Source organism: Devosia sp. 63-57 (genome assembly GCF_001899045.1).
GTDB classification, from domain to species: Bacteria; Pseudomonadota; Alphaproteobacteria; order Rhizobiales; family Devosiaceae; genus Devosia; species Devosia equisanguinis.
Genome location: NZ_MKUY01000005.1, coordinates 399208 through 412243 on the forward strand (window position 1 = coordinate 399208; position 13036 = coordinate 412243).

Here is a 13036-nt window from a genome sequence, read left to right on the forward strand (position 1 = left end):
CCCCTCGCCCATGTCCAAGCGCGACCCCAAGCGCCTGCCGCATGATTTCCACCTGTGGACGGCTGTGTCCTCCACGGTCGAGCCCCTGCGCCGCAAGGGCCTGATGAAATTGGGCACGGGCACCCTGCCGGTGCCCGCCGCCGATCCCGAGCCGAGTGTGAAGGCCCCGCCCAAGCGGGTCGGGCCCGGCAAACCCTTTCTTCCCCCCTATCAGCCACCGAAATCGCTGGCTCCGGTGCCCGACAAGGCGGTGGATCCGGCCATTCACAAAAAGGTCCGGCGCGCGCGGATCGAGATCGAGGGTCGCATCGATCTGCATGGCATGACCCAGGCCGAGGCCCGCGAGGCACTGCGCCGCTATGTCGGCATCTGTGCCGCCCGCGGCGATCGCACGATCCTCGTCATCACCGGCAAGGGCGCCAAGACTGACAATGACTATATCGCCGCCATGACCGAACGCGGCATTTTGCGCACCATGCTGCCCATCTGGCTCTCCGAACCGGGCCTGGCACATCTGATCTCGGGTTGGAGCCTGGCCGCACGTGGCCATGGTGGCGAGGGGGCGTGGTATGTACGCCTGCGCCGCTCGTGACCCCGCTGGGTGCAAAATTACGCGCCATGCGCGAAGCGCGGGGGATTTCGCTGAAAGAGATGGCAGCGGCGCTCAATGTTTCGAGCGCCTATCTCTCCGCCCTCGAACATGGCAAGCGCGGCACGCCGACGAGCTTTTTGCTTCACCGCATGATCGCCTATTTCAACGTCATCTGGGACGAGGCGGAGGAATTGCAGCGCCTGGCTGAAATTTCCGACCCCAAGGTGACGATCGATACCGGGGGTCTCAGCCCCGAAGCGACCGAGTTGACCAATCGTCTGCGTGACGATATCGACCGGCTCGAGCCCGAAGATTTGAAGTTCTTGCGCGACGAGCTGGTAAAGCGGGCGGGGCGGAAGCGCTAGCGCGCTGCGGCCAGCAAAACCCTTCACCCGTTGTTCTCGTCATCACCCGGCTTGACCGGGTGATCCATCTTGAGATCAGCGCCAGCCTTGGATTGCCCGGTCGAGCCGGGCAATGACGGTGGTGGAGGACTTGGGCAGGGAACAAAACACCCTCGGGTCGAGCCCGAGGGTGACGATCGAGTTTGTGGCGATGTGGTGTTTTAAAGCACGAACTTGCTCAAGTCGGTATCGCCAGCCAGCACCCCGACCTTGTCGTGGACGAAGGCCGCGTCAATGGTGAGGGTTTCGCCGGATTTGTCAGGCGCGTCGAAGGAGATTTCCTCGACCAGCCGTTCCATCACCGTCTGCAGCCGCCGCGCGCCGATATTCTCGACCGTTGCATTGACCTTCACCGCGGCATCGGCAATGGCCTCGATGGCGTCCTGGGTGAAATTGAGCGTCACCCCCTCGGTACCCATCAGTGCCACATATTGCTTGATCAGGCTGGCCTCCGTGTCGCCGAGGATGCCGATGAAATCCTCGCGCGTCAGTGCCTTGAGTTCCACCCGGATCGGCAGACGGCCCTGCAATTCGGGCAAGAGGTCGCTCGGCTTGCTCACATGGAACGCGCCGGAGGCAATGAAGAGGATATGGTCGGTCTTGACCGGCCCATATTTGGTCGCGACGGTCGTGCCTTCGATCAGTGGCAGGAGATCGCGCTGCACGCCTTCACGCGACGGACCGCCCTGCACGCCGCCCTCGCGGGCCGCGACCTTGTCGATCTCGTCGATGAAGACGATGCCGTGGTTTTCCACCAGCTCGATGGCCTCGGTCTTGAGCTGATCCTGATCGAGCAGCTTGTCGGCTTCCTCCGCGATCAGCGGCTCATAGGCATCCTTGACCTTGATCTTGCGCTTGACCCCGCGCCCGCCCATGGCCTGCTTGAACATGTCGGACAGGTTGATCATGCCGATGCCGCCATTGGGCATGCCGGGCATTTCAAAGCCGCCGGTATTGGTCGCCGGCTGCATCTCGATCTCGATTTCCTTGTCGTCGAGCTCGTTATCCCGCAGCTTCCTGCGGAAGCTGTCGCGGGTCGAGGGCGTCGCCGAAGTCCCGACGAGGGCGTCGAGAACACGTTCTTCGGCATTGTGATGGGCCTGCGCCTGCACATCGCGGCGGCGCTTGTCGCGCAGCACGGTAATGCCCGCCTCGACGAGGTCGCGAACGATCTGCTCGACGTCGCGGCCGACATAGCCGACCTCGGTGAATTTGGTGGCTTCGACCTTGACGAAGGGGGCCTGGGCCAGCCGGGCGAGACGCCGAGAAATCTCGGTCTTGCCGACACCGGTCGGCCCGATCATCAAAATATTCTTCGGAGATACCTCGCGGCGCAATTCGGGCGGCAGCTGCTGGCGGCGCCAGCGATTGCGCAAGGCCACGGCGACGGCGCGCTTGGCATCGGCCTGGCCCACGATATTGCGGTCGAGCTCGGAAACGATCTCGCGCGGGGAAAAATTGGTTTCACTCATGTTCTGACTTTCCTGGTGCCTTATCGAGGAAGCGCACCATCAGGTGTTCGTCGAGATATCGACCGTTCACGAAGAGATAGCGGGGCTCGGTGCCATAGGTCTCAAAGCCGAGCTTTTTATAGAGGCGGATCGCCGGCTCGTTTTCCGACCAGACGCCGAGATGGACCTGGATCACCCTGCCCGTGGCGTAGTCGAGCAGGTGCTCGACCAAGGCCTTCGACATGCCCGTGCCGCGATGCTCGGGCTTCACATAGACCTGGATCATCCAGCCGCGATGGCGGTCCTTGCTGCCCTCATTGCCCAGAAAGGCATTGATGCCGCCAAGTGATCCGTCCGGCAGCACGGCGCCGAAAATCGTCAGCGCCTTGAGCGTTTCCCTGATGTCCGCGTCCGATTTCTGCGCGAAACTTTCGGCAGACGACAAAAAGGCTTCGGGATGATTGGTCAGCGCTTCGAGCCTGATGGCGCGATATGCCGCCCCATCCTCAACGCTCAACTGCCGGATGGAAAAGCTCACGCGTCCAACTCGATGGTTTCGACCGTCACATTGCCATTGGTATAGACGCAGATTTCCTCGGCGATCTTCATGGCGCGGCGGGCGATATCTTCGGCATCGAGCTCGGTGGCCTGATGCAGGGCGAGCGCTGCCGAATGGGCGTAATTGCCGCCCGAGCCGATGGCGATGACGCCATGATCGGGGGTCAAGACGTCGCCATTGCCGGTCAGCACCAGGGTGTCTTTCTTGTCGGCCACGATCATCATGGCTTCGAGTTTTCTGAGATAGCGGTCAGTGCGCCAGTCCTTGGCCAGCTCGACCGCGGCGCGCATCAACTGGTCGGGATATTGCACCAGCTTGGCTTCCAAGCGCTCGAACAGGGTGAAGGCATCGGCGGTGGAGCCGGCAAAACCGCCGATCACCTTGCCGTCCGCCAGCCGGCGCACCTTCTTGGCGCCATGCTTCATGACCGTGGGGCCCATGGAAACCTGGCCATCGCCGGCGACCACCACCTTGTTACCCTTGCGCACGGAAACGATCGTCGTCCCGTGCCAGCCGGGATTTGTGTGTTCACTCATTGGGGGAATTACTCCGAACTGTTGAGTGATATTTAGGGGGCGAATGCGCGATTGCAACAGAACCGTTGTAACAGACGTGCCAGATCGACGCCCGGCCTTTCGGCTGGCGCTGACACGGTAACGAACGGCCAATGGCCCAAAAATCGAACGTTCAAAGACAGGAGCCACTGGCCGTTCGTCACGGCATCGGCTTGCTTAGGGGGCCCGGTCTCAGGCGGAACCAATGTTGCAGGTCCGGCTGCCGGCTGGCGGAAGGCCCCGCTTGGCGCCGTGCTGCACACCTGTCAGTGCCAACAGGCTTCGGTGCACCACGGCAAGGGTGATCCCGCCGTCTTCTGCCCACGCAGGGGAACGCCTTCCCCATCCGATCCTCCCCGCCCGGCCCTGCGTCGGGGCCGCGTGTGTGGCGGGGACAGAGCAAGAATAGGGCCGGGCTGAGGGGGCGGGGATAAATTCTGTGCGCTTTCCGCGGAGGGCAATGCTTGACTGGCCAGAGTGGGCGGCGGCTCCCGAGTGGGAAGCCCCTCGCGCTTACTCAATCTTCACGCGGCCATGCCTATCTGCTAGTGACCCGCAGACTGCCGGAGACCTCCCCATGCGCACAGCAACCATCGCCCGCAAGACCAATGAGACCGAGATTTCGGTTTCCATCAATCTCGATGGCACCGGCAGGCATGCGATGCGCTCGGGTGTCGGCTTTTTCGATCACATGCTGGACCAACTTAGCCGCCATTCGCTGATCGACATGGACGTCACCTGCAAGGGCGACTTGCATATCGACTTTCACCACACGGTGGAGGATGTCGGGATCGCGCTGGGCCAGGCGATCAAGCAGGCGCTCGGCGACAAGAAGGGCATCAACCGCTATGCCAGCGCCGACCTGCCGATGGATGGCACCCTGACCCGCGCCGCCGTGGATGTGTCGGGCCGCGCTTTCCTGGTGTTCAAGGCAGAGTTCAGCCAGGCCAAGATCGGCGAGATCGACACCGAGCTGTTCCGCGAGTTCTTCCAGGCGCTGGCCATCAATGCCGGCATCACACTGCATATCGAGAACTTCTATTTCGACAACAACCATCACCTGGCCGAGTCCATGTTCAAGGCGGTGGCCCGGGCCTTGCGCCAGGCCATCGAGATCGATCCGCGGATGGCTGACGCCGTGCCCAGCACCAAGGGCACGCTCTGAGGCTTTTGTTTCCGGTGCTTTTGCACTAAGTGAGCCTCAACCACGGAATGTCACCCCGGCAGAGGCTGGGGCCCATCCTGAGATCTGGAGATGGATCCCGGCCTGAGCCGGGATGACATCGAGGGTGTGGGGCCTTCGCGCCATGCTCTTAAACTTCGTAGGAGCCCGCCAATGAGCACCATCGCCATCATCGATTACGGCGCCGGCAATCTGCGCTCGGCCGCCAAGGCCTTTGAGCGGGTGGCGCATGAGCGGGCCAAGGGCGACACCGTCATCGTCACCGCCGATCCCGAAATCGTCCGCTCTGCCGATCGCATCATGCTGCCCGGCGTCGGCGCCTTTGCCGATTGCATGGCGGGGCTCGAGGCCGTCGCCGGCATGATCGAGGTTTTGGACGACAAGGTCATCAAGGGCGGCACGCCTTTTCTCGGCGTCTGCGTCGGCATGCAGCTGCTCGCCAGCGAAGGCCGCGAGAAGGTCGTGACCAAGGGTCTTGGCTGGATTCCCGGCGCGGTCGAAAAGATCGCCCCTTCCGATCCGACGCTCAAGATTCCGCATATGGGTTGGAACACCATTTCGGTGGCGCATAACCACGCGCTGCTCGACGGCATCGCCACCGGGCCGAATGGCCTCCACGCCTATTTCGTCCACTCCTATCATCTGCGCAGCGACAATCCCGCCCACACCATCGCCACCACCGATTATGGTGGGCCGCTGACTGCCTGTGTCGGCCGCGACAATATTTTCGGCACCCAGTTCCACCCGGAAAAAAGCCAGGCGCTGGGCCTGAAGCTGATCGAGAACTTTTTGGCATGGGCGCCGTGATTGGCCCCTACCCAACCTCCCCCGGAAGTCGGGGGAGGAGCCGCGTCGTTGATGTGGCTCTGTCTATGATTGAACGCCGGCCCTCTCCTCCCCCTCCTCCAGGGGAAGGCTGGGTGGGGGTCTTTTTCGTGAGTGCAAAACCATGATCCTCTTCCCCGCCATCGACCTCAAGGACGGCCAGTGCGTGCGCCTGAAACTGGGCGACATGGACCAGGCGACGGTCTTCAACGACGATCCCGCCGCGCAGGCCAAAAGTTTCGAGAACCAGGGTTTTGACTATCTGCACGTGGTCGATCTCAACGGCGCCTTCGCCGGCGAGAGCGTCAATGGCGCGGCGGTGGAAGCCATCCTCAAGAATGTAAAATTCCCCGTCCAGCTCGGCGGCGGTATCAGAAATCTCGGCCATATCGAGAGCTGGCTCGACAAGGGCCTGGCCCGCGTCATTCTCGGCACCGTCGCGGTGCGCGATCCGGCGCTGGTGAAAGAGGCCGCCGCAAAATGGCCCGGCCAGGTCGCCGTGGGGATCGATGCGCGCAAGGGCATGGTGGCGGTGGAAGGCTGGGCCGAAACCTCCGAGCTCTCCGTGATCGAACTGGCCAAGCGTTTTGAAGGCGCTGGCGTCGCGGCCATCATCTATACCGATATCGATCGCGATGGCGTGCTGGCCGGCATCAATTGGGACTCGACGCTGGAGCTGGCCCGCGCCACTACCATTCCGGTGATCGCCTCGGGCGGGCTGGCCTCCATGGCCGATATCGAACGCATGACCCAACCCGAATACCAGGTGCTCGAAGGCGCCATTTCGGGCCGGGCGCTTTACGATGGGCGGATTGATTCACGTGAAGCACTGGCGCTTCTGAGGGCGGCGGCATGAACGCGGCGCGGCCCTCCCGCTTTCCGTGGTGGGCCTATGGCGTCGCGATTGTCGTCATTGTGCTGTTCGCAGCCGCCCCGCTGATTGGCGTTCTCATCGCCTCCGGCCTGGCCGAGGCCAATGGCTGCATGCTCAATGAAGGCTCGGTCAATCCCTGCATCATCCTTGGTGCAGATTGGGGCGGGGCGCTTTATACGCTCTTCGTCCTCGGCTGGTTCATGCTGGCCACCATGCCTTTGGGCGGCGGCGCGCTGATCGTGCTGGTCGTCGTCTTCATCATCCACTATCTCGCTTGGCGCAACGCACAGGATGCACAGGTAAAATGACCCTCAAGACCCGCATCATTCCCTGTCTCGACGTCGCCGGCGGCCGTGTGGTCAAGGGTGTGCAATTCGTCGATCTGGTCGATGCGGGCGATCCCGTCGAAGCGGCAATGGCCTATGACGCTGCCGGCGCCGACGAATTGACCTTCCTCGACATCACTGCCAGCCATGAAGGCCGCGACACCATTTTCGACGTGGTGGCGCGCACGGCCGAGCATTGCTTCATGCCGGTCACGGTGGGGGGCGGGGTGCGCAGCATCGAGGATATCCGCAAGCTTCTATTGGCCGGCGCCGACAAGGTGGCGATCAATTCCGCGGCGGTGAGCGATCCCGATTTCATCGCCCGCGCCGCAGACAAGTTCGGCAATCAATGCATCGTCGTTTCGGTGGATGCCAAGCAGCGGCTCGACGCCAAGCTGGGTGGCGACAATCGCAGCGCCTGGGAAATCTACACCCATGGCGGCCGCAAGCCGACCGGCATCGATGCGGTGGAATTCGCGGCGCGCATGGTCGAGCGCGGCGCCGGCGAATTGCTGGTGACCTCGATGGACCGTGACGGCACCAAATCCGGCTTCGACCTCAAGCTGACCCGCGCCATTGCCGACGCCGTCGAAGTCCCGGTCATCGCCTCGGGCGGTGTCGGCACGCTGCAGGATCTGGTCGACGGCGTGACCGAGGGCCATGCCAGCGCCGTGCTCGCTGCCTCCATCTTCCACTTTGGGACGTTCACCATTCCCGAGGCCAAGGCCTATATGGCCGAGCATGGCATCGCCATGCGGCTCGATGCGAGCGGCGCGCAGGCGGCTTAAGTCTGAGATGACGGCAGGCCGAAATTTTGCTCTAAGCCGTAACCACGCACGATGTCATCCCGGCGCAGGCCGGGATCCATCCTGAGATCTCAAGTTGGGCCCCGGCCTTCGCCGGGGTGACACCCAAAGAGTGGGACCATAATGACGCTCGAAGAACTCGAAGCCCGTATCGCCCTGCGGGCGGCAGCCTCCCCCGAGGAAAGCTATACGGCGAAGCTGATTGCCCGCGGCATCAACAAGGCCGCGCAAAAGGTGGGCGAGGAAGCCACCGAAGCCGTCATTGCCGCTGTTACCGGCGACCGGGCCGAGCTGGTCAAGGAATCCGCAGACCTGCTCTACCATCTCCTGGTTGTGCTGAAGGCGGCCGACATTCCCTTTGGCGAGGTCATGGCCGAACTCGATACGCGCACGGCCCAATCGGGTCTCGCCGAAAAGGCGGCGCGGAAGGATCACAAGTAAATGGCCAAGCGCCCCCCTGCCCTCGATCCCTATCGTCATTTCACCAAGCAGCAGTGGAGCGATCTGCGCAACGGCCAACCCATGACGCTGGGCGAGGCCGATATCGAACGGCTGCGCTCGCTGACCGATCCGATTTCGCTGGCCGAGGCCGAAGAAATCTACCTGCCGCTGTCCCGCCTCCTGTCCTATTATGTCGAGGCCATCCAAGGCCTGCACCACGTTTCGACGCGCTTCCTGAACGCCCCCAATGACAAGGTCCCCTTCATCATCGGCGTGGCCGGTTCGGTGGCGGTAGGCAAGTCCACCACCTCGCGTATCCTCCAGGCGCTGCTCAGCCGCTGGCCGTCCAGTCCCAAGGTCGATCTGGTGACAACCGACGGGTTCCTGCATCCCAATCGGGTGCTCGAAGAGCGCGGCCTGATGCAGCGCAAGGGCTTTCCGGAAAGCTATGATCGCGCCCGCTTCGTCAACTTCCTCGCCGACATAAAGTCCGGCAAGGGCAAGGTAGCGGTCCCGGTCTATTCGCACCTGGTCTATGACGTCGTCCCCGGCGAGGAAGTGGTCATCGACCGGCCGGATATCCTGATCGTTGAAGGGCTCAATATTCTCCAGCCCGGCGACCTGCCCCGCGACGGCGCACCGATCCTGTTTGCCTCCGACTTCATCGACTTCTCGATCTATATCGACGCCGATGTCGAGGATCTGCGCGACTGGTACATCACCCGCTTCTTCCGCCTGCGCGACACCGCCTTCCGCGATCCGACCTCCTTCTTCCGCAAATTCTCGGAAATGAGCGAGGAAGAGGCCGGCGCTTTCGGCCGCAATGTCTGGGAAACCATCAACCTGCCCAACCTGCTCGAAAATGTGCTGCCCACTCGCAGCCGCGCCGATCTGGTGCTCAAGAAGGGCAGGGATCATCGGGTAGAAGAGGTAAAGCTGCGGCGGCTGTAACAACCCAAGATGGACCACCCGGCCAAACCGGGTGGTGACGATTGTTAAAAGACTCGATGCAGCCACACCGTCATTGCCCGGCTTGACCGGGCAATCCAGCTTCGGCGATCAACAACCCCCTAATATGTCCCCTGCTGCGGCTGGCTGAGGATGATGAGATTCCCGTCCGGGTCGCGCAGTTTTGCCGTCTTGAAGAAATCGCCGATGGCCTTGGCCACCGGCTTGATGCCGTGCATTTCGAGCCGCGCCAGCTCGTCGCCGATATCGTCGACGATCAGCATGGTGACGCTGGCGCCGGCGCGGTCCTGGTCGGTCATCACATGCACCCAGCCGCCGCCGGGCAGTTTCCATTCCGCCACATCGGACATGGTGCGCGCATCGGCCGGGCGGCCGAACAGATATTCGTACCAGACGAGGGAGTTGCCGAGATCTTCCACGGCGATTCCGGCCAGCACATTGGTGAGGGTCATGAAGCGTTCCGTCTCCTGGCTCTTGGCGCGAATACTAACACAGACCCGGTCCGCGCGGCACCATGGTTGGCGTCGTCCTTTGGCGCTGCTATAGGCGGGTGGAATGTGTGGAGTTTGCGGCATGACCAGATTGCGCATTGTCGTCGCCGGTGCGGGTGGACGCATGGGTGCGGCCAATATCAGGGCGGTGGCCGCCCATCCCGGCGTCGAACTGGTGGGGGCGCTGGATCGGCCGGGCGCGGCGGCGCTGGGCAAGGATGCCGGCATGCTGATCGGCCTCGAGACGCTTGGCGTTACCCTTACCGACGATACCGAAGCGGCGCTGAGCGGCGCCGACGCCATTATCGATTTTACCGCGCCGGCCGCCAGCGTGGCGCTGGCCGAGGCGGCTGCACGGCATGGTCTCGTCCATATTATCGGCACGACCGGCTGTTCGGAGGCCGATGATGCAGCGATAGCCGCCGCAGGGGCGGCGGGCGCGCGCATCGTCAAGTCGGGCAATTTTTCTCCCGGCGTCGTGACCTTGGCGGCGCTGGTCGAAAAGGCCGCCCGGGCGCTGGCGGACTACGATGTCGAAGTGCTCGAAATGCACCACAACCAGAAGGTCGACGCGCCCTCGGGCACGGCACTGATGCTGGGCGAGGCCGCGGCCAAGGGGCGGGACATTGCGCTCAAGGACCATTCGGTCCGGGTGCGCGATGGCCATACCGGACCCCGCGAAGTTGGCAGCATCGGCTTTGCCACCCTGCGCGGCGGCAATGTCATCGGCGACCACACGGTGATCCTCGCCGGTGCTTCCGAGCGCATCGAGCTCAGCCATCGCGCCCAGGACCGCAGCATTTTCGCCAATGGCGCGGTGCGCGCGGCGCTCTGGGCCAAGGCGCAGCCGCCGGGCTTTTATTCCATGGCCGATGTTCTCGGCCTCAACGACTGATCCCAGCAAGGATTGATGCAATGACAGGCACCCTCATCCTGGTCCGCCATGGCCAGAGCGACTGGAACCTCAAGAACCTCTTCACCGGTTGGCGCAATCCCGACCTGACCGAACAGGGCCAGGGCGAAGCCCGCGCCACCGGCAAGGCGCTCAAGGGCGCCGGGATCGTCCCCGACCTGTTCTATACTTCGGCTTTGCGCCGCGCCCAGCATACGCTCGACCTGATCCTCGAGGAGATGGGCATTCTCAATGTCACCATCACCCGTAATGTCGCGCTCAACGAACGCGACTATGGCGATCTCTCGGGGCTCAACAAGGACGATGCCCGCGCCAAGTGGGGCGAGGAGCAGGTGCTCGTCTGGCGCCGCTCCTTTGACGTGCCCCCGCCGGGCGGCGAATCGCTCAAGGACACTGCGGCCCGTACCCTGCCCTATTACGAGGCCGAGATCCTGCCGGCGCTCAAGGCCGGCAAGACCGTTCTGGTTGCCGCCCATGGCAATTCGCTGCGCGCTTTGGTCATGGCCATCGAAGGGCTGACCCCCGACGAAATCCTGGCGCGCGAAATCGGCACCGGCGAGCCGACTGTCTACAAGATCGGCGCCGACGGCACGCTGGCAGAGCGCGTCACGCTCTGAACCAGTTCATTTTTTGATGATCAGGGGGTCGCCAGTGGCGGCCCCTTTTTCGTCGCGCGGCTCGACATAGAGTTTGAGCGTCAGCATGCGACCCACCGCATAGATCGGCGTCGCCAGGGCGATGCCCATCAGCCCGAACAGCGTGCCCAGCACGGTCATGATGCTCAGCGACCAGGCCGGCGAGAGCTTGATGATGCGCTGCTGCAGCATGGGCGTGAGGATGTAGCCCTCCAGATTCTGGATGAGGAACAGCCCGATAGCGCCCACGATCAGCACATTGGTATCCTGCGCTGCCAGTGTCAAAAGCACCGGGACCGCCGAAAAGATCGGACCGAGGAAGGGGATGAAGTTGAGGGCACCCGAAAGCAGGCCCAGCACCGCCGCATTCGGCACGCCCAACGCCCAGAGCAGCGCAAAAACCAGCGAGCCGATCAGCACCATCATCGCCAATTGGGTGACCATCCAGCCGCGCAGTGCTTCGCCGGTATCGCCTAACGCAGCCGAGATGCGGGGCCGGTGGCGGCTGGGCACCAGCAGCAGCACGCTGTCGCGATAGCCCTTGGGGTCGATGGCGAAGAACAGCCCCAGGAAAATGATGATCACCACATTGCTGATAATGCCGATGGTGGAGCCGAACAGCGAGCTGGCCTGGTTGAAGAGCCCGCCGGGATCGGGGAAGAAGCGGGCGGCGAGGTTTTCGATGTCGCTGCGGCTGATGTCGCCGACCAGACCCAGCTCCTGCAATTCGCCATAGAGCCGCCCGATCTCACCGACGATCAGCCGGATAAGGTCCTGCAGATTGCGCCACAGGCCCAGCCCGCCCAGCGAAAAGGCGGCGATGGCGGCGCAGAGGATGAGGACGCTGACCATTGTGAGCAGCAGTGGTCGGGGCCAGGGCGCGATGCGCCCGAGGGTGCGCACGGCCGCGTCGAGCACGCAGGCGATGAGGATGCCGGCAAAGATCAACAGGATCGGCAGCGACAGCGTCCAGGCCAGGATAAGCGCGGCGGTGAGAAAGACGCCGACAACGACGGCACGGGTGTGTTCGGCCATGAGCCCCTCCAATTGCCGAGGACTTAGCCATGCCCGAGCCGGTTTTTCCACCCCCAATGGCGATTCACGTGAAACCTGGCCCGCGCAGGGCCTAGCGGCCGGCGGAAACGACGCCGGCTTCCCAGCCCAGAATGGCGCGCTTTCGCGGCACGCCCCAGTGATAGCCGGTCAGGGCGCCAGAGGTGCCGACGACGCGGTGGCAGGGCACCACGAAGCTGATCGGGTTCTTGCCGACCGCAGCCCCGACGGCGCGTGAGGCTTTCGGGCGGCCGATATGCTGGGCGACGCTGGAATAGGTGGTCGCCTGCCCCACCGGAATCTTCAGCAGCGTCTCCCAGACTTTGACCTCGAAATCGGTGCCGATCAGCACCAGCCGCACCGGCTGGTCCGGCGACCAGCGGGTGGGATCGAAAACCTGGTTTACCATGGGCGCAATGCGGGCATCGTCGCGGCTGAAGCGGGCATTGGGCCAGCGATTGGCCAGATCGGCAAAGGCCTCCTCTATACTGGTGTCTTCGTCGGCAAAGCCCAGGCCCGACATGCCATATTCGGTCGCTGTCACCACCGCAGTGCCGAATGGCGACGGGGCAACGCCCCAGATCATGTCGATGCCGGCACCTCCGGCACGAAAAATGCCCGGCGGCATGGCTTCATAGGTGACGAAGAGATCGTGCAGCCGGGAGGTGGAACTCAGCCCCACCTCATAGGTGGTATCGAGCACGCTGGCCTGGTCACGCAACAGACCCTTGGCGTGGTTGAGCGCCACGGCCTGGGCAAAGCTTTTTGGCGACAGGCCGCACCAGCGACGAAAGAGATCGGTCAATTGCCTCTCGGTCAGGCCGAGGGCCGAGGCGAAGCGGCCGAGATCGGTACTGTCGGGGCCATTCTCGCTGAGATAGCGAATGGCCGCCTGAATGGTCTGATAGTCGCTGGCGGGTGCCAGGGCACGCAGCTGGTTCATGCCGATATCCTCGGGAC

At 63.3% G+C, this 13036-nt stretch carries 17 protein-coding genes; 11 read left to right on the forward strand and 6 right to left on the reverse strand.

What is annotated here, in order from left to right; genetic code table 11:
- The first annotated feature begins 10 nt into the window (after window positions 1-10).
- Entirely contained in the window at window positions 11-592 is a 582-nt protein-coding gene (locus tag BGO80_RS10245) for a Smr/MutS family protein (protein ID WP_286721315.1), read from the forward strand.
- On the forward strand, window positions 589-957 hold the full coding sequence (locus tag BGO80_RS10250) for a helix-turn-helix domain-containing protein (RefSeq protein WP_126150275.1): 369 nt from the start codon (window positions 589-591) through the stop codon (window positions 955-957). The genes BGO80_RS10245 and BGO80_RS10250 overlap by 4 nt, the downstream gene beginning before the upstream one ends.
- A gap of 200 nt (window positions 958-1157) precedes the next feature.
- Here the strand turns inward: BGO80_RS10250 and hslU are convergent, their stop codons facing one another.
- From hslU to hslV, 3 genes are read right to left on the reverse strand one after another with little or no spacing between them, the layout of a single operon-like run.
- Window positions 1158-2468, reverse strand: coding sequence for an ATP-dependent protease ATPase subunit HslU (gene hslU, locus BGO80_RS10255; RefSeq protein WP_126150089.1), 1311 nt, complete (start codon window positions 2466-2468; stop codon window positions 1158-1160).
- The gene (locus BGO80_RS10260) at window positions 2461-2985 is read right to left on the reverse strand and encodes a GNAT family N-acetyltransferase (RefSeq protein WP_286721317.1); all 525 of its coding nucleotides are present in this window, start codon (window positions 2983-2985) and stop codon (window positions 2461-2463) included. Before BGO80_RS10260 ends, hslU begins: the two co-directional genes overlap by 8 nt.
- Window positions 2982-3542 (reverse strand): ATP-dependent protease subunit HslV, encoded by a 561-nt coding sequence (hslV, locus tag BGO80_RS10265; RefSeq protein WP_126150091.1) that lies wholly within the window; start codon window positions 3540-3542, stop codon window positions 2982-2984. Before hslV ends, BGO80_RS10260 begins: the two co-directional genes overlap by 4 nt.
- A gap of 595 nt (window positions 3543-4137) precedes the next feature.
- On the opposite strand from hslV, the gene hisB reads away from it, so the two are divergent.
- The 7 genes from hisB to coaA all read left to right on the forward strand — a co-directional run bounded on the left by hisB (window position 4138) and on the right by coaA (window position 8966).
- Window positions 4138-4725 (forward strand): imidazoleglycerol-phosphate dehydratase HisB, encoded by a 588-nt coding sequence (hisB, locus tag BGO80_RS10270; RefSeq protein WP_286721319.1) that lies wholly within the window; start codon window positions 4138-4140, stop codon window positions 4723-4725.
- Between the two features lie 171 nt (window positions 4726-4896).
- Complete coding sequence (hisH, locus tag BGO80_RS10275; protein WP_286721321.1) at window positions 4897-5550, forward strand: imidazole glycerol phosphate synthase subunit HisH; 654 nt, start codon at window positions 4897-4899, stop codon at window positions 5548-5550.
- Window positions 5551-5692: 142 nt separating this feature from the next.
- Window positions 5693-6424, forward strand: coding sequence for a 1-(5-phosphoribosyl)-5-[(5-phosphoribosylamino)methylideneamino]imidazole-4-carboxamide isomerase (gene hisA / locus BGO80_RS10280; protein ID WP_286721322.1), 732 nt, complete (start codon window positions 5693-5695; stop codon window positions 6422-6424).
- Window positions 6421-6750: a hypothetical protein gene (locus BGO80_RS10285; RefSeq protein ID WP_286721324.1), complete on the forward strand. Its 330-nt coding sequence runs from the start codon at window positions 6421-6423 to the stop codon at window positions 6748-6750. The genes hisA and BGO80_RS10285 overlap by 4 nt, the downstream gene beginning before the upstream one ends.
- Window positions 6747-7556 carry an imidazole glycerol phosphate synthase subunit HisF gene (hisF, locus tag BGO80_RS10290; RefSeq protein ID WP_126150096.1) on the forward strand — a complete coding sequence of 270 codons (810 nt, stop codon included), beginning with the start codon at window positions 6747-6749 and terminating at the stop codon, window positions 7554-7556. Before BGO80_RS10285 ends, hisF begins: the two co-directional genes overlap by 4 nt.
- 141 nt (window positions 7557-7697) lie before the next feature.
- Complete coding sequence (locus BGO80_RS10295) at window positions 7698-8015, forward strand: phosphoribosyl-ATP diphosphatase (protein WP_286721326.1); 318 nt, start codon at window positions 7698-7700, stop codon at window positions 8013-8015.
- Window positions 8016-8966 carry a type I pantothenate kinase gene (gene coaA / locus BGO80_RS10300; RefSeq protein ID WP_286721327.1) on the forward strand — a complete coding sequence of 317 codons (951 nt, stop codon included), beginning with the start codon at window positions 8016-8018 and terminating at the stop codon, window positions 8964-8966. It begins immediately after the preceding gene.
- Between the two features lie 119 nt (window positions 8967-9085).
- Here coaA and BGO80_RS10305 read toward each other — a convergent pair whose 3' ends face one another.
- Window positions 9086-9436 (reverse strand): VOC family protein, encoded by a 351-nt coding sequence (locus tag BGO80_RS10305; protein WP_286721328.1) that lies wholly within the window; start codon window positions 9434-9436, stop codon window positions 9086-9088.
- Window positions 9437-9539: 103 nt separating this feature from the next.
- On the opposite strand from BGO80_RS10305, the gene dapB reads away from it, so the two are divergent.
- Both dapB and BGO80_RS10315 read left to right on the forward strand, forming a co-directional pair.
- On the forward strand, window positions 9540-10370 hold the full coding sequence (dapB, locus tag BGO80_RS10310) for a 4-hydroxy-tetrahydrodipicolinate reductase (RefSeq protein WP_286721330.1): 831 nt from the start codon (window positions 9540-9542) through the stop codon (window positions 10368-10370).
- 20 nt (window positions 10371-10390) lie between these two features.
- Window positions 10391-11005 (forward strand): 2,3-bisphosphoglycerate-dependent phosphoglycerate mutase, encoded by a 615-nt coding sequence (locus BGO80_RS10315; RefSeq protein WP_286721332.1) that lies wholly within the window; start codon window positions 10391-10393, stop codon window positions 11003-11005.
- Between the two features lie 6 nt (window positions 11006-11011).
- Here the strand turns inward: BGO80_RS10315 and BGO80_RS10320 are convergent, their stop codons facing one another.
- Both BGO80_RS10320 and BGO80_RS10325 read right to left on the reverse strand, forming a co-directional pair.
- On the reverse strand, window positions 11012-12058 hold the full coding sequence (locus BGO80_RS10320) for an AI-2E family transporter (RefSeq protein ID WP_286721334.1): 1047 nt from the start codon (window positions 12056-12058) through the stop codon (window positions 11012-11014).
- Between the two features lie 91 nt (window positions 12059-12149).
- The gene (locus BGO80_RS10325) at window positions 12150-13019 is read right to left on the reverse strand and encodes a methylated-DNA--[protein]-cysteine S-methyltransferase (RefSeq protein ID WP_286721336.1); all 870 of its coding nucleotides are present in this window, start codon (window positions 13017-13019) and stop codon (window positions 12150-12152) included.
- Window positions 13020-13036: the final 17 nt, after the last annotated feature.